The sequence below is a fragment of the Pseudomonas sp. H1h genome (genome assembly GCF_000633255.1).
GTDB lineage: Bacteria > Pseudomonadota > Gammaproteobacteria > Pseudomonadales > Pseudomonadaceae > Aquipseudomonas.
This window is the reverse complement of record NZ_AYMJ01000024.1, coordinates 1-24,121: the sequence shown is the minus strand read 5'-3', so window position 1 is coordinate 24,121 and position 24,121 is coordinate 1. Positions and strand designations below refer to the sequence as shown.

Sequence of the window (24,121 nt, the reverse complement as noted above, 5' to 3'; positions counted from 1 at the left end):
TACTCCACCTGGCAACCGGTGATGCCCTACGTTACCGAGCTGACTTCCAACTCGCCATTCTTGCCATGGATCGCCGAAACCGACGCCCTCGACTGGGGTTGGCTTGCAGTATCACGCGCCGAACCGAATGGTGTGTTTGAGCATCTGCGCAGCCTGACGCAGGTGAAGATGCCGGACGGGACTGAGGTGTTTTTCCGGTTCTGGGATGGCAGGCATATCTACCCGATTCTGAAGGGGCTTGGGGAGAAGGCTGGGGAAGTACTGCCGGTGTTTGAGCGGTATCTGATTAACGGGCAAACGCTGGAGGTTGGGACACGGGTTTTGCCGAAGGTGCGGGATTGGCCGTGGTGGGAAGTGCCGAAGCCGTTGCTGGACAGTTTGACCAAGGAAAACCCTTCGACACTGATTGGCAATCTCCTGCAATGGCTCGAAGAAGAACGTCCGGACCTTTACAACGCTTGGCCAGAGAACAACCTGAAGCTGAAAGTCAGCCGTTTCGTGCGCCGCCCGGATGCGCCGAAAAACCTTAAAGAAGCACTGTTAAACCACCTGATTCTGGAGCAAGGCTGATGGATCGCGTTGCCACTATCGAAACCCAATTGGACTCCTTCAAAAACAGCCTCAAGCTGTACCGCGAGGAAACCAAGAGCTGGTACGCACAGCTTGCTGACAAAGCCAGCCGAGCTGCAGACATGCCCTCCCTTCTTGGTATGGAGCGCGTGATCAAGGCCGGTGACTCCAGCAAATCTGTCAGCATGACTGATGGAGATTTTTCATACGTCGCCAAGTGCCCGCTTGTAGGACCACTGCTGATTGAGAGCAAATTCGAATCGGTTTTCGACATCCCTATCGGCGATATCAAGGTCGATATCATTGCCGTGGATGGAGGCGCCAAGTCGACGATTACCTTGGATAAACAGGGTAAAGGCAGTTTTCAGGGACAGCCTGGAAAATCCTACAAGATCCACGTCCACGATCAAGTGACGCCTGCGCAGATCGACACGCTCTTCAAATCCTACGACGGCTTAGCTGCCGATCTAGAAGGATTCCTGCGCAAAGAATGGGCAGGCTTCAAACCGCAGTGGTCGAATCAGAGTGCGTCAGCCAAAGCGATGGCAATTGGGGTCGGCATTCTCGAAGGTGGATGGGAAGCTATCAAAGGCGTTTGGGATGGCATCTCAAAGGCCTTGGACATCCTTCAAAACCCTAAAAAGTTCGCAGAGGATTTAGGGGCCGGTGCAGAGGAACTGATCAAGCTGGCCAAAGAGGCGCCAGATGTGATGAAACAGGCCATGTTGCTTGCCAGCGACGAGGCCGCGCTGTTCTTGATGGTGCATTGCGCTTCAATCTGGGTTTCAGCATTGCCACCGACGCAGGCGGCTGGCCAAACGGCGAAGATGACATCTGCAGCCGTCATCGGAATTCTCATCGACATCGTGATTTCGGTCGTATTGACCGTAGCAGCCGAAGGCGCCGGGCTATTTTATCTGGCCGCACGTTTAGCGAAGTACGGCCAGATCATCGTCAAAGCTGTCACCGGATTCGTGAAGTCGTTATTCAGCATCATCAAGGGCTTCATGGGTTACGTCGGTAAATACGTCGCTGTCGCAGCTCGTGGAGTGGCGACTCGTGTAGAGAAAGGAGTCGCGCAGCTACGCTTTGATGGCAAACGTAATGCGACAGTTGAGCACGGCAAGCGTCCCGATGACGCCTCGAAACAATCGAAGAATCCTGACGACAAGAGTGCGGCGCCGGCGCAAGACACTTGCACCAACGGCTGCCCTGTCTCGATGGTCACGGGCGAAGAATTACTGACTCTTACCGATGGTCAACTCGATGGTCTGCTTCCGTTTGAGTGGACGCGCCTCTATCGCACCAGTGCGGTCGAGATCGACAGCCGCCTTGGGTTTGGTTGGAGCCACGCACTTTCTCACCGACTGGATCTGGATGATGAAGGCGTCCTGTGGACGGATAACGAAAACCGAACCACTCGTTTTCCGATGCCGACACAGCAACGCCCCGCCATCATCAACAGCCTGTCGAAAGCGGCCATCTACCTGGGATCGACACCAGGCGAACTCATCCTGACGCAGGCCGGGCAGAATCCGCGCTTTTATCATTTCCGTGCGGGACGCTTGATCACCATCAGTGACGCGTACAACAACCAGTTACAGCTAAGTTACGACTTCGCTGACCGAATCCAGCGTATCGACAACAACGCCGGACGCTCCCTGTTAGTCCGCCACGAAGATCGTCACATCGTTGCCGTGGATTATCAGCAGCGCCGTGCTGAGTACACGGAGCAGGGTCAACGGCAGGAGCCATGGATCACCGTTCAAACGCTAGTGACCTATCGGTATAACGCACAGGGCCAGCTCATCAGCGCCACCAATGCTGCCGGTGAAACTGAACACTACCGTTACAACGACCATCACGTCATTTTGGAACGACAACTGGCCGGTGGTGCGAGCTTTTTCTGGGAGTGGGAAAACGAAGGCAAATCGTCACGCAGCATCCGTCACTGGGCTAGTTTTTCGCAGATGGACTCGCAGTACGCTTGGGACGATGCCGGCAAGGTTACCGTTACAAACGCTGATGGTAGCGAGCAAGTTTATGTGCATGACGAAAATGCGCGACTCATCAGCGAGACCGCTGCGGACGGCGCTAAGACTCAGAAGGCCTATGACGACAAAGGTCGGCTGATTACAGAAAAGGATCCTCTCGGAGCAATTACCGAATACCGTTACAACGATGCTGGCCTGCTTTCCGTTGTTATTCCTCCTGAAGATGCGCCGACGTTCTACGAATATCGACATGGCCTTGTGAGTGAGATTCACCGAGGTAAAGCGAGCTGGAAATACCAGCGAAATAGCCAAGGCGATATCACCCGCCAGACAGATCCTGACGGCAACGAAACACACTACAGCTACGATGCCCAAGGTCGTGTGCTGGAGATCGTTCATCCAGACGGCGGACGGCATCAGCTCGCCTGGAATGGACTGGGTCAATTGCTCGAAGAAGCATTGCCCGATGATGGTCGTCGTAAATACCGCTACGACGCACTGGGTCGTCAAATCACCCGCCAGGACGAACACGGCTCGACCACCCATTACCAATGGGATGCGGCTGGCCGTTTGACGCAGACCACACAGCCTGGCGGTGCGACCCGCACTTATACCTATAACGCCTACGGCAAGGTCACAGCCGAGCGCGATGAACTAGGCCGTATCACACGCTACGAATACGCCGACAATCTGCAACTTGTCAGCCGCCGCATCAACCCGGACGGCAGTGAGCTGCGCTATCGCTACGACAACTCACGCCTGCTGCTGACTGAGATCGAAAACGAGCGCGGCGAACATTATCAGCTCAACTATTACTCAAACGGGCTCATACAGCAGGAAACTGGATTTGATGGTCGCCGTACTGCCTACGAATATGACCTGAATGGCAACCTGCTGAAAAGAACTGAGTACGGCGACGACGGTAGCGAGCTGGTCACTGAATACCAACGTGACTCCGCTGGCCGCTTGCTTGTGAAGAAATTGGCCGATGGTGAGGAAGTTCACTACAGCTATGACGCACTCGGTCGCTTGGTCAATGTTGATGACGGTCATTGGCCACTGGCTTATGAATACGACTCCCAAGATCGGCTGATTACCGAGCACCAGGGTTGGGGCACCCTGCGCTACGAGTACGACAACGTAGGCCAACTAAAGCATTGCCGTCTACCGGACGGTAGCAAGCTCGACTATCGCCGGTTACCCGGCGGCAATCTCAGCAGCATTGACCTCAACGGTTCTCGCCTGACATCTCACCAGTTCAAAGCTGGTCGTGAACAGCAACGTCAGCAAGGCTTGCTGTTGAGTCAGTATCAATACGACGATCAGGGGCGCTTGCAGGCTCACAGCGTTAGCCAACGCGACAGCATCGTGCTGCAGCGCCGATATAACTACGACGCGGCAGGTAACCTCGCAGGCATCAATGACAGCCTAAAGGGTGCCCGTAACTTCCACTACGATCCGCTTGATCGCTTGATCAGTGTTCGGGGAGCAACACCGGAGAGCTTCGCGCACGACCCAGCTGGCAATCTGCTGGGCCAGAACAACGAAGGCACCGCCAACCTTGCCAACGTCAAAGGCAACCGCCTGCTGATGCAGGGTGACCGCCACTACGACTACGACGCCTACGGAAATCTGATTCGCGAGCGCCGCGGTACCGTGCAGAAGCTCGTCACTGAATACCGCTATGACTGCCAGCATCGCTTGATCGGCGTCAGCCTACCCGGCGGCAGTATCGCGACCTACAAGTACGACGCCTTCGGTCGACGTATCGAGAAAACAGTCGATGGCCACACCACCGAATTCCTCTGGCAAGGCGAACGGCTGATTGTAGAGAGCGGTGAACGTCGGTATCGCACCTATGTCTATGAGCCAGACAGCTTCCGCCCCTTGACGATGCTCGACGGTGAAGGCCCTTTGAAAGCCACGCCGTTTTATTACCAGCTCGATCACTTGGGCACGCCGCAGGAGCTCACCGATTACAGCGGCGCAATTATGTGGTCGGCCAAGTATCGAGCCTACGGCAACCTGGCTACGCTGGATGTCGCGGAGATCGACAACCCGCTACGGTTTCAAGGCCAGTATTTCGACGCAGAGAGCGGACTTCATTACAACCGCCATCGGTACTACAGCCCGAGCACAGGACGATTTCTAACCCCCGACCCGGTAAAGCTTGCAGGTGGCCTAAACAATTACCAGTACGCCCCCAACCCTACCGGCTGGGTAGACCCGCTCGGACTAATGTTCAGGGCGATTACTAAAGCGATTTCTGGTGTTGCGAAAAAAGCACCACTGAAGCCCGCTGCGAACTGCCCCAAGCCTGGAGGATCATCTTCTCCGAACACTACCCCTACTCCTGCAGACTCCAGCGTAAAGACTGGAGACGTCACTCCACCGGCGGTCGTCGAGTCGAAGCCAGATTTTTACGTTGGCCCATCCGGACCGGACTCGACATTACCTTCGACGGCATATCGATACATGGGCTACAAAAACGCTGACGGAACAGTAAACACTCACGCGCAGAACACGATCAACACCGGCGACGCACGACTATCCTATTTTGGGTTCGACAAATTTGAGACTGGAGACGCTGCTACAGAAGCATTGCAGATGCGAGCGCCAAAGCATGTCACTCCTGCTGATCCCGACCCGGCGTGGAGTGATGGTCGCCTGCGATTGAAGTTCGACACACTGCAGCTCTATAAGGATGGCGAGCCAACCGTTACAGTGCCGTATGAGCTCGGTGGTAAGGGTCCGAATCTGGAACCGTTCACCAAAGCGTACCCTGACTACGGTACGGGTGGTGCGCGACAACTCATTCCGAAACCGGGTACCACCACCATCATTAAAGCGGATGAAGTCACCATCTTGCCGGAGAAGTAACAGTGCTGACCGATCTAGAGGCGCGCATAGCGCTCAAAGAACTGATTGAAAAATACCTCAAGGGAAGAGATCCGGATTACGACCGTCTGATCGAAATTGTACAGGACCCTTCGCGGCAAGTTCCGATCAGAGGTGTGCTCGAGGACATTAGACGGTACAACAAGGTCCAGTACACAAAGCAGGAGCTTGAGCTGATCGACGACCTTTTGTACATGTATGGATGAAGCACCCTCCGCCCTGAGGACTGCCGTCCAGGAAGGAGGTTCTGTTTGTAGTGGTCTAATGAAACCGGACACCCATTTAGGCGAGAATGCTCGCCAGATAGAGGTGTCTGATGACCAAACAACGTCGTTCCTTTTCCGCTGAATTCAAACGCGAGGCCGCAGGCCTCGTGCTCGATCAAGGCTATAGCCATACCGAAGCCAGCCGTTCGCTTGGAGTGGTCGAGTCCGCGTTGCGTCGCTGGGTTAACCAACTCCAGCAGGAGCGCAGCGGCGTTACTCCGCAGAGCAAAGCGCTGACGCCTGAGCAGCAGAAAGTCCAAGAACTGGAAGCGCGTATTGCTCGTCTTGAGCGGGAGAAATCCATTTTAAAAAAGGCTACCGCGCTCTTGATGTCGGAAGAGCACGAGCGCACACGCTGATTGATCAGTTAAGTACCCAAGAGCCGGTCGATTGGCTTTGCGCAGTCTTTGATGTCACTCGTTCGTGTTACTACGCCCACCGCCTCAGGCGCCGAAATCCCGACGTTGAGCGGCTTCGTTTGCGCAGTCGGGTCAACGAACTTTTCACGCAAAGTCGAAGCGCTGCCGGTAGCCGCAGTATCGTGTCGATGATGCAGGAAGACGGCGAGCAGATCGGGCGGTTTAAGGTGCGAGGCCTGATGCGGGCACTGGCGCTAGTCAGCAAACAACCTGGATCACATGCCTACAAACAAGCGACGGTCGAGCGGCCTGACATTCCGAATATCTTGAATCGAGAGTTTGATGTTCCGGCACCCAACCAGGTCTGGTGTGGCGACATCACCTACATCTGGGCTCAAGGGAAATGGCATTACCTGGCAGTCGTTCTGGATCTCTACGCACGCCGGATTGTGGGCTGGGCGCTGTCAAACAAGCCGGATGCGGATCTGGTCATCAAGGCGTTGGACATGGCTTACGAGCAGCGTGGCAGGCCTCAAGGGCTAATGTTTCACTCGCATCAGGGCTCGCAATATGGCAGCCGTCAGTTTCGCCAACGGCTCTGGCGTTACCGCATGCGCCAAAGCATGAGCCGTCGTGGAAACTGTTGGGATAATGCGCCGATGGAGCGTGTGTTTCGCAGCTTGAAAACTGAATGGATACCGACCGTGGGCTACATGACAGCTCAAGAAGCGCACCGCGACATCAGTCATTACCTGATGCATCGGTACAACTGGATTAGACCGCACCAATTCAACAACGGACTGGCCCCAGCTCAGGCTGAGAAAAAACTTAACGTCGTGTCCGGGATTAGTTGACCACTACAGATGCCTTCTTTCAGCCACTCTGCAAAGCTTGCATCAGCTGTCCAACAACTTTGGTTTCGACTGCGCCATCACTGGCGTCCGTCTCGAAAACAGCGCAACAAGCCGATGCGTCTCCATCGCAAATACGGTAGACAGCAATTACACTGTTTGGCCCGCAGCCCGTGTGCCCGCAGAGGGTAAATCCGCCGTCAATCGCTCCCTGCATCACACCAAGGCCGTAACCCGGCGTGATCCATGGGCGCCCGGGAATCGGGCCGCCTAATATTCGCGCTACCTGCATTTCCTGCAGCAAGCCTGTAGGAAGCAGGTCTGCGCAGAGGAGTCGATCCAGAAATAGCGCTGCTTGCGAAATTGGGCCGATCAGCAGGCCGTGATAAACCCAAGCAGGGTCATAATTTGAGGCGTCTCCAAGATGGGTCGTTTGAAAGTCTGCTCGCGTTTTAGCAAAGCGAACGTTCGAAAGGCCAAGTGGGGAAAGTGTTCGTTGAATCACTGCTTCATCAAACGTCAGATCAGTTAGCCGTTCAATTAGCCTGCCGATGAGCAAGTAGCCAACATTCGAGTAATGCCAACCGGCTCCGGGACAGTATCGAAGTCTGGTGCCGTCAAGGCGCCGCATCATGTCATCTACCGACCAGGCCGACACATTATTCCTGACAGCGGCGTGATACTCCGCAAGTTCGCCGTAATCGGCCAGACCCGCCTCATGCCGCAGTAATTGACGTAACGTGAAAAGCTGTTCAGGAATTTGCTCGTCCAGCCCGATGAGTCCATCACGAACCAACGACAGGGCTGTTGCAGCCAATACTGTTTTCGTAAAACTCCACCAAGGGATCATCAGTTCTAATCGGTCAGTCGTTTGTGGCTGACCATTTGATATGAGTGAACTGAGCATTGGCTTCCTTGGAGTGCTGAGCGAATAGGCAGCTCGACAAGATAACTCAACCACGCGTTTTTCCAGAGTATAAAGTCAGGCGTCTGTACCGACCTGAACGACTGCTATTGGCAGTTTTCTGCCTGTCGCGACTGGCACCAGTAGGTCAACATTGGCTTCCTGACCTGTTTCGAAGCGAACGGTGGTTCACCACCAAGATGGAGCGTGTGGTGAAATCTTGAAATTAAGAGCCTCTAAGTTAACGAATAGAGAGCTATCCTTAATTAAGATAACTCCTTCGTGGAATATAACGCCTACTTCCCATTCGACCTTGTCGGGGTGATAAACGCACAAGCTGTCACACTCGCCAATAAAATCACTTTCATTAAGGGCAATAATTTTAATTAAGTCATCGGTGATTTGAAGTCGCTGAGTGCATCTACCGACAATGTGGCTCGGGTAAGTTGTAACCGGCAAAGCATTGACTTTGGTTGGAGAGTCGGCGTGAAAGCCAATTATACTTTCGGCGCTCGATTCTGGGTAAAGCCAAATCACTAGTTCAAGTCGCGCTTTACTCGTCAGCTTCGAAAGCAATAGGATTTTCCTAGTAAAGTTGCTCTCTGTGATGTAAAGCATCGCATCTATTTTACCTGTCATTTTTTGGCGCGCCCCTTTTTCAACCCATGTGTCGAGCGTAGACCGTAATCAAAAGCTACTTCTTGAGGAATAAAAATATTTCTGATTTGCGGGACACATCTGTACGACTGGAATTACCCGCGAGGGGCTCGTCCGCTCCTGGCCGATTTCAGCCTTTCGCGAGAGTTAGAAAACGTCGCAAAAAAGCTTAGTATTCCCTTGCTGAAAACCCCTCCTGGCTCTGGCCTTAAGGTGATAGGAAAAATGCAAAACGTCACATCCTCAATCTGGTGCATCGCTCCCGAGTTGGGTACTCCTGAATCACCCGCGATACTGGCAGCGTCAGCTAGCCTCTGGGTGGCATACTTCCGGCCGGGAAACGAAACGCTTGCCGTTGTGAGGTTTACGGGGCTTATAGACCATCGTCTGGCCCCCATCAATGATCAGGGCTTGGGGCGCCATCGCTACGTGGCGAGCGGCTTGCAGCCGTACTCTTTCAACGAACTGACAGGCACTGAAGAAACGAACTACTGGCGGACATTGGGCGCGAGGCATTGGGTGGTTACGTTCCAGGATACAACCTTGGACGTCATTGCTCGTGGCGGCGACGTTGTATCCTCAGAGTTAACAGAAGCATCGCCACTCGAAGCTTTAATTTCGCAGTTGCGGAAAAGCAGCCACTGCGAACGGTGACACTTATCAGCTCGCAAATGTCAGCTTCTGGCCGAAAGCAGCCGCTCATTACAGCTCGTTGCATAACCCTAGCCCGCTTTTGCTGCCTCGATCACCGTATAAGAGCAAGGCGCTTCTGTGGATCCCTCCGACATCGAAAACACCGACGACTGGCTCGGCTGCCCGACGCCGCTCGAAACCTGCCGGCAGCAGCTCGCCCTTTACGAAAATGAGTTCGAGGAACTGAACCTGCAACTGCGCCAAGCCAGAGAGCGCATATTCAAGCTGGTCGAGATGAACGATGAATTGTCTGCTGGCAAAGCCAAAGCAGAAGCCGCACTCAAGAAATCCTCCGCTGATGCTGCGCGACTCCAAAGCTAACGAGGAGAGCTACTCGGACAGGTTGTGTCCGATCAGCGTGACCACCTCCTCCTTGAGAATCAGCGCCTACTGAGGGAAGCTCGCGAGAGGAACAGCTGAGGGCTAGGCTCAGGGTTCACTTTGAGGAATCAGTCGATGTGCGGACGACTCTCCCAGTACAGCGGCATTCACGACTTCGTGGCGGCGCTGAGCATGCCGAATGCACTTGTCAACTCGACCGGGGATCAGCCCATCGAGCAGTACAACGCCGCGCCGACCACTCAGCTTGCCCTCTTCCACCTGGACGGCCAGTTTCTGCACGCCGACATGATCCGGTGGGGATGGCGACCACACTGGGCCAAGGATCGCGCCGCGCCGATCAATGCCAGGGTCGAGAAAGTCGCCCATGGCCCGTTCTTCCGGGCGATCTGGCCGCACCGGGCGGTCATCGCGATCAACAACTGGTTCGAGTGGGTCGACGAAGGAGAACCGAGAAAGCAGCCCTACCTGATCAGGCATCGGGACCAGTCGCCGATTCTCTGCGCCGCCATCGGCCAATACCCGAACGAGGAGCACGCGCCAAGCGAGCATGACGGCTTTGTGATCATCACCGCGGACAGCGCCGGCGGCATGGTCGATATTCACGATCGCCGGCCCGTGGTGCTATCGCCCGAGCTCGCCCGGGAATGGTTGGACCCGGCCACCCCGAAAGAGCGCGCCGAACAGATGGTGCTGCACCAGGGCGAGCCGACAGAGACGTTCGAATGGTACAAGGTTGACCGGGCCGTGGGGAACGTCCGGAATCAAGGCCCGGAGCTGATCAAGCCGGTCGATTGATCAGCGCTTCGACAGAGTTTTAAGACGCTCCACCAGCGCGGCTTCAAAAATGGTGTACAGCTTTTCAGCATCGTCGGCACGCAAAGCACCACCGGTTTCCAGTCCAAGCACGAAACCGTCCGCCCGTGCCCCTGCCTTCACAGCGATGATCATCGAGTCGGCCCGGACAATTTGCGCCAGCAGTCGATCTGCTTCCCGCTGCATTTTTTCGCTCAGCACTACGCCTTCCACATCAGCCCCCATCACCTTAATGCGATATCCAATAAATCACCGTAAACACAAGCGCGATCCAGACGAAGGACGAAAGAACCTCCAATCCTGCAAACGTATGTTCATGGGGCTCAAAGTCTGAAAATTAATTCCATTCGATTAAGGATGGAAAATCGAGACCGCCGATCAGCTTCCTGCCGGTCAGACAGAACGGCTGGAATGCGCTGGCTGAATGGCACCTTGAGATTCGCGCAAATCATCTTTTCCTATCACAGCCATTAGAATCCGACCCATTGAACGATTCAAACTTGATTAGAATCATAACGCTAACTTTTAGTACGCAAAACAATGGCTGCTTGGCAATTTTTATCACCGGGAGAAGAACGTATGCCTCTTAGCGACACGATTCACAGAGCAGCGCTCAGCGCGGAGGAGCGCTCCTCCATCGCTGAAATCGAGGCGACCACAAATATTCTGCAACTCGTCACTCGGATGACGGGGACGCGTTTTGCCGCAATCGCAAAATTCACCGAAGCAGAATGGATAGTTTGCTCCGCCTACGATCCGCTAGGCCTAGGGATAAGCGCCGGGGATACCTTGGAGTTGGAAACAACGCTTTGCAGCGAATTCCGAAGGGATCCTCAAGTACTTTTCATTCCCCAGGTCAGTCAAAATGCCAGATTTTCTGCGCGATTAGTTGTGAAGCAATATTTGATTGAAAGTTACGCAGGAGCACCTATTTTCCTTCCCGATGGACAGCTGTGGGGAGCGCTATGTGCTTTGGATTCTCGGGCAGTCTTGTTTGATGACCCGGATCTCGCGGACACATTAGGCCTATTCGCGAGACTTATCGGGTGCATTTTTTACGCGAACCTGACGAGTGCGGGGAGCGGCTACGGTAAGGCCGGAACAAGCGTCACGGAGTAATGAGGGTTCTTATAACGCTCGGCCCCCTGCAACACGCTCAACCCTTGATCGCCGGTTTCGGTGATGGCAGTAATTCGATGAGCATGCACCGACTCAAGTGGGGCCCCTCATGACTGACCGTTTTCGGCCAGCAGGCAGCTCAGATTGACCGATTTCGACCCAAACCGGACGCTCGGCAGCACCTCTGGCAATATATTTTCTGACAAGCCTGTCCTGAATCCATCGTGTAACTGAATTGAAGAGTACTTTCACCCCATGAGCAAAGGTCTGAGTGATGCCAACCTTAATTACGTACTTGCGGTCATTGAAAGTGCCCCAAACACCGAGTTAGGTGTGATGTGTGAGCACCTACAGATCGACAGTCGCGATCTTTTGAATCAGTTGGCGATCTCAGTAGCAAGACTGTTTATTACAGGCACCCGCGATTTTCATTACTGTGATGAGGTGATGAATACTGTCATCAGCGATATCGTCGACTTGTCCATGCACGCGGATATACCCCAGCCGGCATTCTCTATCTACCAGGCATTTGATGCAGGCGAACATTGGCACAGCGACGACGACCAGGACGTATTTCCTTGGGAGAAATGGACGCGGCCTGAGCTCGAGAGGATTTTGTGTGAGGTCGACGACGGCGCGAACGGGTTTTCGAAGTAGGTTCGAGTCGAGCCCCCCAAAGCACCGCTTCTGGCCAACAGCAGCCGTTCGCGACAGGCTTTAATCGGCCAAAAGCAGCCATTTGAAATGCTCAGCTACCACTCTAAATCAGTCACTCAATTCACCTACTAAACTCAGGGTGGTACCTACCTTCGAGGCGTTCTTTCCATGCAAAGCTCGTTACTACTTGCATGTCCATCCTGTTCCTCAATATTGAGTCGAGCAGCGCAACGGCGCATGACGCCTTTTTGGGGGGAGTTTCCCGTCGTCCCGTGCATTTCTTGTGGAGCGCCTTTACGCTGGCACGTGACACTGCATCGTAGACTTCGGTTTGGCGGGATAATTTTCCGGATCGGAGTCTGTGGCGTTGCCATAGCGTTTCCGCTCGTTTTTCTATTGAACAAAAATGACTGGGCAATAGTAATCACGGGGGCCAGCCTCCTACTGTCATTTTTTGGGGTATTTGCCACCGCAACCAGGACAGGCACCCCTTTCGTGGAAGTCATAGAGGATGCAGGCGCGCATTGATGAAACGCTGCGCACGGCCAATCACAAGCTGAGCATGCACATGACCGGCCGACGCCACCCGAATGCACTCCCCTTCGCGCCCAGCGGCACCATCGGATGAAACCGACGATGCCCAAGTGCACCGTCACTCGCAGAGCCCACTCACGAAAGCCCGTCGAACCAACCCAGAACACGCAGCACCTTCGCATACGTCTTTTCATTCGAAAGCAGCACTAGCAGCATCAGAACGCTCCCCATGACAGTGAAAAGAACACCGCCTGTTCCCTCGATGGCAATCAAAAATATCCCCAACACCAGGAACGCTGCTCCAAGTGCCCCAAATACTCTTCGGCTCTCCTTCTGTTCGGGATATTTGTTGAACATTCACGTTCTCCACATCCGGTAGCGCACGCGTCAACTGTAGACCAGACCCGAGCACTCACCTGTGTCTAAATAACCAGCCACCACTCATAATGCCGCCCCTCCCGACTCCCTCATCAAAGTTCGACAGCCATGCCTGAAGAGTTCGAAGTACCAAGCCCTCACGAACAACATATTGAACACACTACCCACCATGCCCATGCACAAGGCGATCGCTTTGCCAGCAAGATCGCAGTCATGACGGCGATCATGGCGACTGTCGGTGCCTTGATGAGCTATCAGGCCGGCTCGACGGAAAGTGAGGCGGCGATGGACAAGAACAACGCCGCGATCCAGAAGACCGAAGCCGCCAACGAATGGAATTACTACCAGGCCAAGTCCAGCCGGCAGAACCTGTCGGAGCTGGCCAGCCATCTGCCGGGGCTGGACTCCGCCCATTATGTTGCCGAGGTGCAGCGCTACGGAGAGCAGAAAGAGCAAGCGCGCAAGAAGGCCGAAGCCCTTGAACAACAGGCGCACGAATGGGACGAGAAATCGGAGCAGATGCTGCATCAGCACCACCGCTGGGCCCAGGCGATGACCGCGATTCAGATCGCCATTTCACTGGCGGCCATCACCTTGCTGACGCGCAAGGAATGGCTCAGACGCGTGTCTTTTGGGGCTGCGGGTTTGGGGGTCATGTTGGGTTCACTGGCCTGGCTGCATATTTGATCGTTGAGTCTGACCCCGCTCGGCAGGGTTGATGCGGTGGGCATGACCGGCATCTCTTTGCGCAGTGCGCCCCGCCAGCCAGGCAAGCACAGACGCAACAACCAGCACCGTTGCGCTAAGCTCGAATGTGGCTTTGTAACCACTCAGATCAAATGCCAGGCCACCAACGATTGCGCCTGCGGCGATCGCCAGTTGCACGATGGCCACCAGCAACCCTCCGCCGGCCTCAGCATCTTGCGCAAGCGTCTGCGCCAGCCATGTCCACCAGCCGACCGGTGCCGCCGTAGCGACCAGTCCCCAGAGGCCAAGCAGCGCTGCAGTGAGCAATGGCGAGGCGCCGACGTTCACCAGCGCCAGTGCGATGATCGCCATAATCAGCGGGATCACCGTCAGCGTGCGATAGAGGCCTTTGGCGATGAATCGTTCGATCAGGAAAGTGCCGATGAAACCGGCAAGGCCCAGTCCCAGCAGCATCAAGGACAACGTCGAAACGCCGACGCCAGTGACCCCCTCAAGAAATGGGCGCAGGTAGGTGAACAGCATGAACTGCCCCATGAAAAATACGCTGACGGCGATCATGCCCAATGCGACTGGCAAGCGCTTCATCAGACGCAGGACATTGCCGCTCCCCGCCTGGCGCTCGTTCTTGAAAGATGGAAGGCTTATCAGCAGCCACACGGCCGCAATCGCCGCAACGGGAACCACACAGAAAAATGCCCCGCGCCAGCCTATCAGCGAGCCGAGGAAGCTACCCGCCGGCGCGGCGATGACTGTCGCCAGCGCGTTACCGCCATTGACGATGGCCAGCGCCCGGGACACCTGATCGGGCGGCACCAGACGCATGGCGGTCGCCGCCGACAATGACCAGAAACCGCCGATGGCGATGCCGATCAAGGCCCGTCCAAACATGAATGACGGGTAGCCCGGCGCGAACGCGACCACCGTGCCAGACACGATCATCAGCAAGGTCAGGCACAGCAGCAGCTTCTTGCGCTCAACGCGCGCGGCGACCGCGGCAATCGCCAGGCTGGTGAACAAGGCGAAGGCACCGGAGACGGCAATCCCCTGCCCGGCCTGGCCTTCGCTGATGTGCAGTTCTGCGGCAATGGGCGTCAGCAGGCTGACGGGCATGAATTCCGAGGCGACCAGGGCGAATGCGGCCAACGACATGGCCAGCACAGCGCTCCAGCCGCGCTTTTCTGTGGAAAGAGAGGTCATTGGAACTACCTGGGGTACGAGAGGCGTCCGGGCGATTGCCCGGACGCGCTGTTTTTCACTGCGCCAGCGTCGCGTTGTCGATCACGAACCGGTATTTGACGTCACCTTTGAGCATGCGCTCGTATGCCTCATTGATCTGCTCGGCGCGGATCAACTCGATATCCGAAACGATGCCGTGTTCGGCGCAGAAATCGAGCATCTCCTGGGTTTGCGGGATGCCGCCGATCATCGATCCGGCCAGGGTGCGACGCTTCATGATCAGATTGAACACGTTGGGCGATGGGTGCGGCGAAGCCGGCGCGCCCACCAGAGTCATCACGCCGTCACGCTTGAGCAGGACCAGCAAGGCATCGAGGTCGTGCGGCGCGGCGACGGTGTTGATGATCAGGTCAAAGCTTTTCAGGTGCGCGGCCATTTGCTGCGCATCGCTTGAGACCACCACTTCATCGGCACCCAGGCTTTTCGCTGCTTCACGCTTCGATTCCGAGGTGGTGAACGCCACCACATGCGCGCCCAGCGCATGGGCCAGTTTGATGCCCATGTGACCGAGGCCACCGACGCCCACCACGCCGACTTTCTTGCCGGGGCCAGCGTTCCAGTGCCGCAGCGGCGACCAGGTGGTGATGCCCGCGCACAGCAGCGGCGCAACGGCAGCCAACTGCGCTTCGGGATGACGAATACGCAGTGCGTAGCGCTGGTGCACAACGATCGCCTGCGAGTAGCCACCGAGGGTCCAGCCCGGGGCATCCGGGGTCGGGAAGTTGTAGGTGCCGATCATGCCGTCGCAGTAGTTCTCGAGGCCTTCGGCACACTCTTCGCAATGCTTGCAGCTGTCGACGATGCAGCCCACGCCGACCAGATCGCCCGGGGTGAACCCGCTGACCTTTTGGCCTACCGCGGTGACACGACCGACGATTTCATGGCCGGGCACACAAGGGTATTGCGTGCCTGCCCATTCGGCGCGCACCTGGTGCAGGTCCGAGTGGCAGATACCGCAATAGGCAATCTCGATCTGTACATCTTCCGGGCCGGTATCGCGACGCGTGATGCGCAGAGGTTCAAGCGGTTTATCGCCGGCATGGGCGCCATAAGCGAAGACTTGCATAGGGACTCTCCTATAAGGGCTTTCCTGTAACAGCCCGACACATTCTCCCGGTCGATCCGCCTCTGCCCTAGTGCATTCCTCTTGAATGCTTGCCTGATCCTCTGAGGAAGCAGGGCGATGGATAGGAAAGGCCTCGGCAGCGGATTAGAGTTCGATCAACAGGAGTGACCCCACATGATCGATAGCCCCCTGCGCCATGAATCACCGTTGGCGTTGAACATTGACCCGCGCGTGAGCGTGCCGGGTGACTTCGCCACAGCCATACCCGGGCTGTCGCTGTTTCGTCGCGATCAGCCGGCGCCCCCGGCAGTGTGTATGGTCGAGCCGAGCCTGATTCTGGTGGGCCGTGGTGAAAAACGCTTGTGGGTCGGTGGCGAGGGCTACAGCTACGACCCGTCGCGGTTTCTGGTCACCTCACTGGACTTGCCCGCCAACTCCGAGGTGATGCTTGCCAGTCCAGATCAGCCCTGTGTCGGGCTGGTGCTGAAACTGGATGTCGGCATGCTCGCCGAGGCCCTCAGCAAGGGCGGTTTGCCCGCCAGGCGCCATCCTTCGATGAGCACAGGCGCGGGCATTGGCAGCCTCTCGCCCGCCCTCGAAGACGCCCTTGATCGCCTGCTGACATTGCTCGATGAGCCCGAGGCGATCCCGGTGCTGGCGCCGTTGATCCTGCGGGAAATCCACTATCGACTGCTCAATACCGATCAAGGCGCGCGGCTGCGGCAAATCATTGCCGTGGATGGCCAGGGTTATCGCATCGCCAAAGCCATCGACTGGCTCAAGGTCAACTACACCGAGGTGCTGCGCATCGAAGAGCTGGCGGCGCGGGTGCAGATGAGCCCGCCGACCTTCCACCATCATTTCCGCCAACTCACCGGCATGAGCCCTTTGCAATATCAGAAATGGCTGCGGCTGAACGAGGCCCGTCGGCTTATGCTGACTGAGCATCTGGACGTCTCGCGGGCAGCGTTTGCAGTCGGCTACGAAAGCCCTTCGCAATTCAGCCGTGAATATGGCCGCCTGTTCGGCACCGCGCCGAGCCGTGACATTGCCCTGTTACGCGGGCAGCCATTTGAGGCAGAAGCGCCCGGTGCAGTAGCGAACTGAACGAGTCAATGGCTAGACCTCCCCCACCGCCACCCCCGGTCCGGGCGCGCCATGCTGACGCGCAATGATTATCCCGATAAAGGAAATCAGCAACGCCAGGCCAATGGTCGAGGTCACCTCGAGCCGGTGGTCGGGTGTGAACATCATCACCGCCAGGGCGGCGCAGATAAACGCGATGACCAGATAGGTCAGCCAGGGAAACAGCCACATCCGGAAGGCCAATTGGACATTGCGACGGAGCAGCATCCGGCGCATGCGTAACTGCGATATCGCGATCACCAGATACACCAGCAACGCGATGGCGCCGGAGCTGGCGAGCAGGAACTGGAACAGGCCGGCGGGCATGAAGTAGCTGAACAGCGTCACCCCGGCGCCTATGACCGTGCTGGCGATCACGGCGGCCCTTGGCACGCCGGCCGGCGATGTCACCTTCAAGGCGCGCGGCGCATCGCCACGGCGTCCCAGCGAGAACAGCATCCGCGACGAGATGTAGATCGACGAGTTCATGCAACTGGCAACCGCGATCAGCACGACGACATCGACCATGGACTTCGCGTGAGGAATGCTCATCAGCTCCAGCGCGCGCTGGTAGGAGCCAACGGAGGCCAGCAAGGGGTCGTTCCAGGGCACAACGGAAATGACCACGAAAATCGACAACAGGTAGAACACGCTGATGCGCCAGATCACCGAGCGCGTGGCCTTGGCGATGTTCTGTGCGGGATTGCTCGATTCCGCCGCCGCGATGGTCACCGCTTCCGTACCGATGAAACTGAACATGATGGTGATGAAGGCCCCGACCACCGCGGACAAGCCATTGGGTGCAAACCCGCCGTGTTGCTCCATCAGTTGGCTCACCCCACTGGCTTGATGCTCAGGCAACCAGCCCATCAGTACCGCGAAGCCAAGACCGATGAAGCCGATGATCGCCACGACCTTGGCCAGCGCGAACCAGAATTCGAACTCGCCGTACTTGGACACACTGAACAGGTTGGTGATCACCAGCAGCACGATCGACAACAATGCGAACAGCCAGGCATCGACCTGGGGAAACCACTGGTTGAGGATGTGGCCTGCAGCAAGCGCCTCGATGGGGATGACCAACACCCAGAACCACCAGTAGAGCCAGCCGATGGTGAACCCGGCCCAGCGACCGATCGCCTGGTCGGCATAGGTGGAAAAAGACCCGGTGTCCGGGTGCGCCACGGCCATTTCGCCGAGCATGCGCATGACCAGTACCACCAGCAGACCAGAACACAGATAGGCCAGCATGACGGCCGGCCCCGCCGCGGCGATGGCGTGTCCGGAGCCTACGAACAATCCTGCGCCGATGATCCCGGCAATTGACAACATGGTGACGTGGCGCGGCTTGAAACCCTGCGCCAACTGACCGTTCGAGTCCTTCGAGTTCAGGCTATTCATTGTTTTTGTTGTTCTCTGGTGATCGACGTTCGGGCGTACTGACTGAGGGTGGCGACGAAACGATGTGTCACCTTACGTGGCAGGCGCTGATCGAAAATGGCCCGTGAGCGGCATCGTCGTGCCTGATTTCGACATGCTGCGCTGCGCTCAATCCTGCGCAGGACAGCTGACTTGACGCTGCGCCGGGGTTCGCCGGAAACGCAGGTCAGCCATTCCCCCGCACAAACCGGTCACGTCCCTGCGCCTTGGCGTTGTACAGCGCCTGATCGGCCACCTCGATCAACCCTTGCAGACGATCCAGTTGCGGGCCTGTGCCCGTCGCGATCCCGATACTCACACTCAGCCGTCCGAACGGACTGGCGTTGTGCGCAATGTTCTCTTGCTTCAGGCGGTCGAGGATGAGCTGCGCCACCACTGCGGCGCCGCCACTGTCGGTGTCCGGCATGATGACGCCCATCTCCTCGCCACCGTAACGAGCGAGCAGATCTGACGGTCGCCGCACACACGCCTCAAGGATTCTGCCAATGGTCTGCAGACAGGCATCGCCGGCAACATGTCCGAACGAATCGTTGTACAGCTTGAAGTAGTCGATATCGATCATCAGCAAGGCCAGCGTCGTACCATCCCTTTGTGCACGCCGTGCCTCCATGGCGAGGCTCTGGTCAAAGCAGCGCCGATTCGCCAGCCCCGTCAGGGCGTCCTTCATCGCCAGCAACTCAAGCTGGCGATTGGATGACAGCAACTGCTGCTGCGTCCCGCGCAACTGATCTTCCGCCCTGGTGCGCCGACGGATGTCCAGGATCAGGAACCAGCCGATCAGGCCGGTCAGCCCCAGCAGCCCCGTCACCACGACGGCCGACAGCCATGCCTCCATGCGCCAGGCAGCGAGGGCCTCACGCTTGCCGAGTGCGACAGTGGTTATCAGCGGCAGCCGATCACTCTTGCGGAAAGCGTAGAGCCGCTCAACACCATCCAGGCTGGAGGTAAACGACGCCGTGCCGACCGATCGATCAACGAGATACTTCGCATAAATCGGCGACCTGGAAAAGTTGCGCCCCATGTCCTGCTCTCGAAACGGATAGCGCACCAGCAACGTGCCATCGGTATAGGACAAGCCGATGGCGCCGTCCTGCCCGACGTCGATCTTGCCAAACAGGCGCAGGAAGTTCTCGACGCCCAAAGTCACCGCGACCACGCCGGCAAACGCGCCGTGAGCATCGTTGAAACGGCGGCTGACGGTAATCACCCACTCCTGATTGGAGCGGCTCTGAATTGGCGGACCGATAAAGGTCTCACGGGATGGATCGTCGCGATGATGGATGAAATAGACGCGATCGCGGCTGCTCGCCCCGGCGGGAATCGGCCGATTGGAAGACATCAGCCAGCGTCCCTGATTATCGTAGATGGTGACGCCACTGAGCTGGGGCATCAACGGCTGTTGGCGGTCGACCAAGGCGCTCAGCCGCTCGATCTGTGCCTGGCCACTGCCTTCGGTTTCCAGGCGTTCGACGAGTCCGAGCAACAGCAGTGAACTCTGGCGGACGATACCTTCGGAGTAAGTCGCAAGCGCCTGGGTCAGGTTCAAGCCATGAACATCGACTTCTTCCAGTGCCCGTTCTCGAGAGGCCAACACCTTCCACACCGTCAATGACGCCAGGGAGCAACCGATCACCAACAACAAAAGCACCACGAGGCGGGTATCACGCTTCACATTACTACCTATTGGAAAGTCCGGTTTTCCGTTCCAGCGACTAGTGGATCGACTCAAAGGCGGCAGCCGCCTGTCCTTGTGGTGAACAAGGATACAAGCAGCAACGGATTATGCAGCGTATTTCTGCTTTGCAACGCCTGGCCCGCACGAGCCGAGTCCGGGATTTCAAGCGCGCAGTTTCGCTCTTGGCGCAACAGTGACAAGCATGCCAGAGCAAACCATCATCAGGCTTTCAACATCAGACTGGAGCTGAAATCGACAATCGGCGGATTCCGCTCATACGCGATGAAACGGCACTTTCCCAGGTCTGCGCCCCCGCCCACAGCCAACTTTCTGACGCCTGTTTCACGACCTTTTACGCGGGTTTCTCCAAGCCTGAAATTTTGGCACTTTTGCACAACAAGTTGACATCCAAAAGCATGCCATGGGCGACCGATATCATTAGAGTATGCGCCCTTAAAAAGGAAAGGACTCTCGATGACTCAGTCACTCTCACGGCGCGTTGTGGCGATTACCGGCGCCCTGGGGAATCTCGGCGAGACCCTGGCGGACATGGCGGCGGCCCAGGGCGCGGATCTGGTGCTGATCGATCAGGCGACGATTGCGCTGCCCAGTTCGCACAATCGACTGGTCCTGTCCGGCATTGATCTGGCGTCTCTCGCCGATTGCCAGGAGGTCGCCCGGCAGATCAACCGCTATTTCGGCCGACTCGATGCGCTGGTCAATGGCGCCGGCGGCTATGCGTGGGAGCCGCTGCTCGGAGGGGCGATAGACGCCTGGGATCGGCTCTACACGCTGAACCTTCGAACCGCATTGAACGCCAGCAAGGCCCTGCTGCCGTTGCTGCTGCAGTCCTCGGCGGGGCGCATCGTCAATATCGGTGCGAGCATGGCCGCGAAAGCCGGGCTGGGCATGGGCGCCTATGCCGCGTCGAAATCCAGCGTACTGCGCCTGACCGAAAGCCTGGCCGAAGAGCTCAAGGACATGAGCATCACCGTCAATGCCGTGCTGCCCAGCATCCTCGACACCCCGCAAAATCGTGAGGCCATGCCCGACGCCGAGCATCAGCGCTGGGTCACCCCGGCCCAACTGGCGGCGGTCATTCTGTTTCTGATCTCGGAACAAGCTTCGGCGGTCACCGGTACCGGCATCCCGGTGATCGGGCGCATGTAGGGTCTACTGACGCCGCGCGCCTTGGCGACGTCGCTTCCTTCACCTTTCGGAAAAGCAAGATCACCGGATTACCGGACTTCCCCTCCCCCCATGCGACCCGCCACCTCCAGCGCTGCCTTCGTCAACCACGTCCTTGATGTCGCCGAACAACACGGCTGCGATGGCGATTGGCTGTTGCACCAGACCGGACTCTCACGCGAGCAGTTGTCCGACTCCATCGTGCGCATTCCCATGAAGCAGCTGCGTGCCCTGCTGGAACTGGCGGCGCGCAGCAGCAACCTGACGCATTTCGGCCTGCTGGTCGGCGCGGCCGTACGCCCCGGCACCTACGGCGTGCTGGGTTATGTGCTGATGACCAGCGCGACACTGGGTGAGTCGCTGAACATGATTTTGCGCTTCGGCAAGATCGTCTACGACAGCCCTTCCAGTCAGACCCGGATCGTCATCGGCGACGGCCGCGTGACCCTCGAAGATCAGCGCACCAATGAACTGGAACCTTATTGCGCCCTGCATCAGGAAGCCCTGATGGTTGGCTGGGCGGCGTTCGGCCGCTGGTTGATCGCCAGCAACCAACCGATGCTGGAGGTGCGAATGATGCATGCCGCTGTCGGCGAACCGGCGTTGTATGAGCATTTTTTTGGCTGCCCGGTGCAATTCGAGGCCGGGAGCAACGCGCTGGTGTTTGCCGAGTCGACACTCTCGGCGCGGATCCAGGGCGCCGACCCGCGCATGCATCGCAGCATGCTGCTGGAAGCCGACTGGCAGTTGTGTCTGTCATACCCGGCGTTTTCCGTGACCGACCGTTTGCGTGCCCTGCTCACCGAACAGTTGCCGACCGGCGATTTCAGCCTGAAAAGCCTGGCCCGGCAGCTGGCGATTTCGCCGCGTACCTTGCAGCGCAAACTCGCGGCGGAAGGCGAAAACTTCAATCAGGTACTGGAAACCATGCGCATGGAACTGGCCGACCATTACCTGCGTCGCACCGAGACCAGCATCATGAACATCGCCCTGATGCTGGGCTACTCGCAGGCCAGTTCTTTCAGTCATTCCTTCCGTCAGGCCCGCGGGATCTCGCCGGTGGATTACCGTAAGTTGCTGCGGGCCAGATAAGCCGCTTACGTGTTCCGCGCCTGAATATCAGGCGCTCGACGCTGACGTCGCCGCCTCATCGATCAACGCCGCCACCTCGGCCGCGCGTGACGCCAGCGAAGCATGACTGGCCTCCAGCGTGATGACCTTCTTCGCACCGAGGCGCGCCGACATCATCTTCTGGTTGTCCGGGTGGATCATGTGATCCTGACTGGAGATCTGATACCAGCTCGGCTTGTTTTTCCACGCAGGGTTGCTGATCGGATCGCCAAAGGTGCTGGCCACCGGCGCTTTCTGGGTGACCGCCATGACCAGCGCTTCATCGGCCGGCAGGTCCTGGCAGAAGCTTTCATGAAACTTGTCAGCCTTGAGCCACAGAAAACCGTCGCTGTCCGGTTCCAGGTTCGGTGCAGCTTGCGGCAGATGTTGCTGAGTCAGGCCGCCCGGGCTTTCACCGGCGTCCGGGGCGAACGCGGCGATGTACACCAGACCGACGACGTTGGGCTGATTACCGGCCTCGGTGATCACCGCCCCACCGTATGAGTGCCCGACCAGCAGCACCGGCCCGGGCTGTTGCGCAATCATCTTGCGGGTGCGCTCGGCATCGTCGGCCAGCGAAGTCAGTGGCATCTCCACCGCCCGGATGTCCGTGTAGCCCTTGCGCGTCAGCTCGACAATGACGTGGCCCCAATGCGCCGCGCCGCCCCAGAAACCGTGTACCAGCACGATCGTCGGTTTATTGCTCATGGCCTTGCTCCTGTCAGGATCGAAGATGTTTGCCAAACCGCCGCAGGAGTATGGAACCGATTCACGAGTTGGGCCACCAAGGACTTGAGCACGACACAACCATAGGCCGGCGCTGCGCCAGAGGCCCCGACACCACCCAATCAAAATTGTGGGAGCGGGCTTGCTCGCGAAGAGGCCACATCAGGCACTGCATATGCTGACTGACCCACCGCTTTCGCGAGCAGGCGCGCTCCCACATGGGCCGGCGCGGCGCCAGTGCCCCTGACACCACCCAATTAAAATTGTGGGAGCGGGCTTGCTCGCGAAGAGGCCATATCAGCCACTGCATATGCTGACTGACACCCCGCCTTCGCGAGCAGGCTCGCTCCCACATGGGCCGGCGCGGCGCCAGTGCCCCTGACACCACCCAATTAAAATTGTGGGAGCGGGCTTGCTCGCGAAGAGGCCACATCAGGCACTGCATATGCTGACTGACACCCCGCCTTCGCGAGCAGGCTCGCTCCCACATGGGCCGGCGCGGTGCCAGTGACCCTGGCACCACCCAATTAAAATTGTGGGAGCGGGCTTGCTCGCGAAGAGGCCACATCAGGCACTGCATATGCTGACTGACACTCCGCCTTCGCGAGCAGGCTCGCTCCCACATGGGCCGGCGCGGTGCCAGAGGCCCTGACACCACCCAATTAAAATTGTGGGAGCGGCGCCAGTGCCCCTGACACCACCCAATTAAAATTGTGGGAGCGAGCCTGCTCGCGAAGAGGCCATATCAGCCACTGCATATGCTGACTGACACCCCGCTTTCGCGAGCAAGCCCGCTCCCACATGGGCCGGCG

General features: G+C 57.7%; 21 protein-coding genes. 12 read left to right on the top strand and 9 right to left on the bottom strand.

What is annotated here, in order from left to right; genetic code table 11:
* The 4 genes from U862_RS0120430 to U862_RS29745 all read left to right on the top strand — a co-directional run.
* The coding region (locus U862_RS0120430) for a DUF4123 domain-containing protein (protein WP_025112116.1) at nt 1-570 on the top strand (570 nt) is incomplete at its 5' end.
* Nucleotides 570-5,444, top strand: coding sequence for an RHS repeat-associated core domain-containing protein (locus tag U862_RS0120425; RefSeq protein ID WP_025112115.1), 4,875 nt, complete (start codon nt 570-572; stop codon nt 5,442-5,444). The genes U862_RS0120430 and U862_RS0120425, both read left to right, overlap by 1 nt.
* 2 nt (nt 5,445-5,446) lie before the next feature.
* Nucleotides 5,447-5,668, top strand: a complete 222-nt coding sequence (locus U862_RS0120420; RefSeq protein WP_025112114.1) for a hypothetical protein — start codon at nt 5,447-5,449, stop codon at nt 5,666-5,668.
* Nucleotides 5,669-5,778: 110 nt separating this feature from the next.
* Nucleotides 5,779-6,941 (top strand): IS3 family transposase gene (locus U862_RS29745; RefSeq protein WP_115675185.1). Its coding sequence is split into 2 segments (ribosomal slippage): nt 5,779-6,034 and nt 6,034-6,941, totalling 1,164 coding nucleotides; the frame shifts between segments, so codons are not numbered across the junction.
* Nucleotides 6,942-6,960: 19 nt separating this feature from the next.
* Here the strand turns inward: U862_RS29745 and U862_RS0120405 are convergent.
* Both U862_RS0120405 and U862_RS0120400 read right to left on the bottom strand, forming a co-directional pair.
* Entirely contained in the window at nt 6,961-7,845 is an 885-nt protein-coding gene (locus U862_RS0120405; RefSeq protein ID WP_025112111.1) for a serine hydrolase, read from the bottom strand.
* A gap of 186 nt (nt 7,846-8,031) precedes the next feature.
* Complete coding sequence (locus U862_RS0120400; RefSeq protein WP_157836080.1) at nt 8,032-8,481, bottom strand: hypothetical protein; 450 nt, start codon at nt 8,479-8,481, stop codon at nt 8,032-8,034.
* Between the two features lie 789 nt (nt 8,482-9,270).
* Here U862_RS0120400 and U862_RS0120390 point away from each other — a divergent pair.
* The gene (locus tag U862_RS0120390) at nt 9,271-9,513 is read left to right on the top strand and encodes a hypothetical protein (RefSeq protein WP_049828026.1); all 243 of its coding nucleotides are present in this window, start codon (nt 9,271-9,273) and stop codon (nt 9,511-9,513) included.
* 135 nt (nt 9,514-9,648) lie between these two features.
* Nucleotides 9,649-10,329: an SOS response-associated peptidase family protein gene (locus tag U862_RS0120385; protein ID WP_025112108.1), complete on the top strand. Its 681-nt coding sequence runs from the start codon at nt 9,649-9,651 to the stop codon at nt 10,327-10,329.
* On the opposite strand, the gene U862_RS0120380 is transcribed toward U862_RS0120385, so the two are convergent.
* Nucleotides 10,330-10,560: a hypothetical protein gene (locus U862_RS0120380; protein WP_025112107.1), complete on the bottom strand. Its 231-nt coding sequence runs from the start codon at nt 10,558-10,560 to the stop codon at nt 10,330-10,332. It lies immediately after the preceding gene.
* A 366-nt stretch (nt 10,561-10,926) separates the two neighbouring features.
* On the opposite strand from U862_RS0120380, the gene U862_RS0120375 reads away from it, so the two are divergent.
* Nucleotides 10,927-11,466 carry a GAF domain-containing protein gene (locus U862_RS0120375; RefSeq protein WP_025112106.1) on the top strand — a complete coding sequence of 180 codons (540 nt, stop codon included), beginning with the start codon at nt 10,927-10,929 and terminating at the stop codon, nt 11,464-11,466.
* A 255-nt stretch (nt 11,467-11,721) separates the two neighbouring features.
* The gene (locus tag U862_RS0120370) at nt 11,722-12,123 is read left to right on the top strand and encodes a hypothetical protein (RefSeq protein ID WP_025112105.1); all 402 of its coding nucleotides are present in this window, start codon (nt 11,722-11,724) and stop codon (nt 12,121-12,123) included.
* 669 nt (nt 12,124-12,792) lie between these two features.
* On the opposite strand, the gene U862_RS0120360 is transcribed toward U862_RS0120370, so the two are convergent.
* The gene (locus tag U862_RS0120360) at nt 12,793-13,014 is read right to left on the bottom strand and encodes a hypothetical protein (protein ID WP_025112104.1); all 222 of its coding nucleotides are present in this window, start codon (nt 13,012-13,014) and stop codon (nt 12,793-12,795) included.
* Between the two features lie 129 nt (nt 13,015-13,143).
* Between U862_RS0120360 and U862_RS0120355 the strand changes: the two genes are divergently transcribed.
* Complete coding sequence (locus U862_RS0120355; protein WP_025112103.1) at nt 13,144-13,722, top strand: DUF4337 domain-containing protein; 579 nt, start codon at nt 13,144-13,146, stop codon at nt 13,720-13,722.
* Here U862_RS0120355 and U862_RS0120350 read toward each other — a convergent pair.
* Both U862_RS0120350 and U862_RS0120345 read right to left on the bottom strand, forming a co-directional pair.
* On the bottom strand, nt 13,699-14,940 hold the full coding sequence (locus U862_RS0120350) for an MFS transporter (protein ID WP_025112102.1): 1,242 nt from the start codon (nt 14,938-14,940) through the stop codon (nt 13,699-13,701). The two genes, U862_RS0120355 and U862_RS0120350, sit on opposite strands and share 24 nt — an antisense overlap.
* A 55-nt stretch (nt 14,941-14,995) precedes the next feature.
* Nucleotides 14,996-16,045: an NAD(P)-dependent alcohol dehydrogenase gene (locus U862_RS0120345; protein ID WP_025112101.1), complete on the bottom strand. Its 1,050-nt coding sequence runs from the start codon at nt 16,043-16,045 to the stop codon at nt 14,996-14,998.
* A gap of 174 nt (nt 16,046-16,219) precedes the next feature.
* Between U862_RS0120345 and U862_RS0120340 the strand changes: the two genes are divergently transcribed.
* On the top strand, nt 16,220-17,152 hold the full coding sequence (locus tag U862_RS0120340; protein WP_025112100.1) for an AraC family transcriptional regulator: 933 nt from the start codon (nt 16,220-16,222) through the stop codon (nt 17,150-17,152).
* A 12-nt stretch (nt 17,153-17,164) separates the two neighbouring features.
* Here the strand turns inward: U862_RS0120340 and U862_RS0120335 are convergent, their stop codons facing one another.
* Together U862_RS0120335 and U862_RS0120330 are read right to left on the bottom strand one after the other, a co-directional pair.
* A complete protein-coding gene (locus U862_RS0120335) occupies nt 17,165-18,571 on the bottom strand; it encodes an amino acid permease (RefSeq protein WP_025112099.1) in 1,407 nt (468 codons plus the stop codon).
* Nucleotides 18,572-18,776: 205 nt separating this feature from the next.
* Nucleotides 18,777-20,282, bottom strand: coding sequence for a sensor domain-containing diguanylate cyclase (locus tag U862_RS0120330; RefSeq protein WP_025112098.1), 1,506 nt, complete (start codon nt 20,280-20,282; stop codon nt 18,777-18,779).
* Nucleotides 20,283-20,759: 477 nt separating this feature from the next.
* On the opposite strand from U862_RS0120330, the gene U862_RS0120325 reads away from it, so the two are divergent.
* A complete protein-coding gene (locus U862_RS0120325; protein WP_025112097.1) occupies nt 20,760-21,455 on the top strand; it encodes an SDR family NAD(P)-dependent oxidoreductase in 696 nt (231 codons plus the stop codon).
* Between the two features lie 90 nt (nt 21,456-21,545).
* Complete coding sequence (locus U862_RS0120320) at nt 21,546-22,565, top strand: AraC family transcriptional regulator (RefSeq protein WP_025112096.1); 1,020 nt, start codon at nt 21,546-21,548, stop codon at nt 22,563-22,565.
* A 27-nt stretch (nt 22,566-22,592) separates the two neighbouring features.
* Here the strand turns inward: U862_RS0120320 and U862_RS0120315 are convergent, their stop codons facing one another.
* Nucleotides 22,593-23,291, bottom strand: coding sequence for an alpha/beta hydrolase (locus U862_RS0120315; protein ID WP_025112095.1), 699 nt, complete (start codon nt 23,289-23,291; stop codon nt 22,593-22,595).
* Nucleotides 23,292-24,121 lie beyond the last annotated feature (830 nt).

What these genes read in the sequence shown, in the direction of transcription:
- U862_RS0120425 (WP_025112115.1), top strand. Translation starts at nt 570, where the DNA reads ATGGATCGCGTTGCCACTATCGAAACCCAATTGGACTCCTTCAAAAAC.
- U862_RS0120405 (WP_025112111.1), bottom strand. Translation starts at nt 7,845, where the DNA reads ATGCTCAGTTCACTCATATCAAATGGTCAGCCACAAACGACTGACCGA.
- U862_RS0120400 (WP_157836080.1), bottom strand. Translation starts at nt 8,481, where the DNA reads ATGACAGGTAAAATAGATGCGATGCTTTACATCACAGAGAGCAACTTT.
- U862_RS0120385 (WP_025112108.1), top strand. Translation starts at nt 9,649, where the DNA reads ATGTGCGGACGACTCTCCCAGTACAGCGGCATTCACGACTTCGTGGCG.
- U862_RS0120375 (WP_025112106.1), top strand. Translation starts at nt 10,927, where the DNA reads ATGCCTCTTAGCGACACGATTCACAGAGCAGCGCTCAGCGCGGAGGAG.
- U862_RS0120370 (WP_025112105.1), top strand. Translation starts at nt 11,722, where the DNA reads ATGAGCAAAGGTCTGAGTGATGCCAACCTTAATTACGTACTTGCGGTC.
- U862_RS0120360 (WP_025112104.1), bottom strand. Translation starts at nt 13,014, where the DNA reads ATGTTCAACAAATATCCCGAACAGAAGGAGAGCCGAAGAGTATTTGGG.
- U862_RS0120355 (WP_025112103.1), top strand. Translation starts at nt 13,144, where the DNA reads ATGCCTGAAGAGTTCGAAGTACCAAGCCCTCACGAACAACATATTGAA.
- U862_RS0120350 (WP_025112102.1), bottom strand. Translation starts at nt 14,940, where the DNA reads ATGACCTCTCTTTCCACAGAAAAGCGCGGCTGGAGCGCTGTGCTGGCC.
- U862_RS0120345 (WP_025112101.1), bottom strand. Translation starts at nt 16,045, where the DNA reads ATGCAAGTCTTCGCTTATGGCGCCCATGCCGGCGATAAACCGCTTGAA.
- U862_RS0120340 (WP_025112100.1), top strand. Translation starts at nt 16,220, where the DNA reads ATGATCGATAGCCCCCTGCGCCATGAATCACCGTTGGCGTTGAACATT.
- U862_RS0120335 (WP_025112099.1), bottom strand. Translation starts at nt 18,571, where the DNA reads ATGAATAGCCTGAACTCGAAGGACTCGAACGGTCAGTTGGCGCAGGGT.
- U862_RS0120325 (WP_025112097.1), top strand. Translation starts at nt 20,760, where the DNA reads ATGACTCAGTCACTCTCACGGCGCGTTGTGGCGATTACCGGCGCCCTG.
- U862_RS0120320 (WP_025112096.1), top strand. Translation starts at nt 21,546, where the DNA reads ATGCGACCCGCCACCTCCAGCGCTGCCTTCGTCAACCACGTCCTTGAT.
- U862_RS0120315 (WP_025112095.1), bottom strand. Translation starts at nt 23,291, where the DNA reads ATGAGCAATAAACCGACGATCGTGCTGGTACACGGTTTCTGGGGCGGC.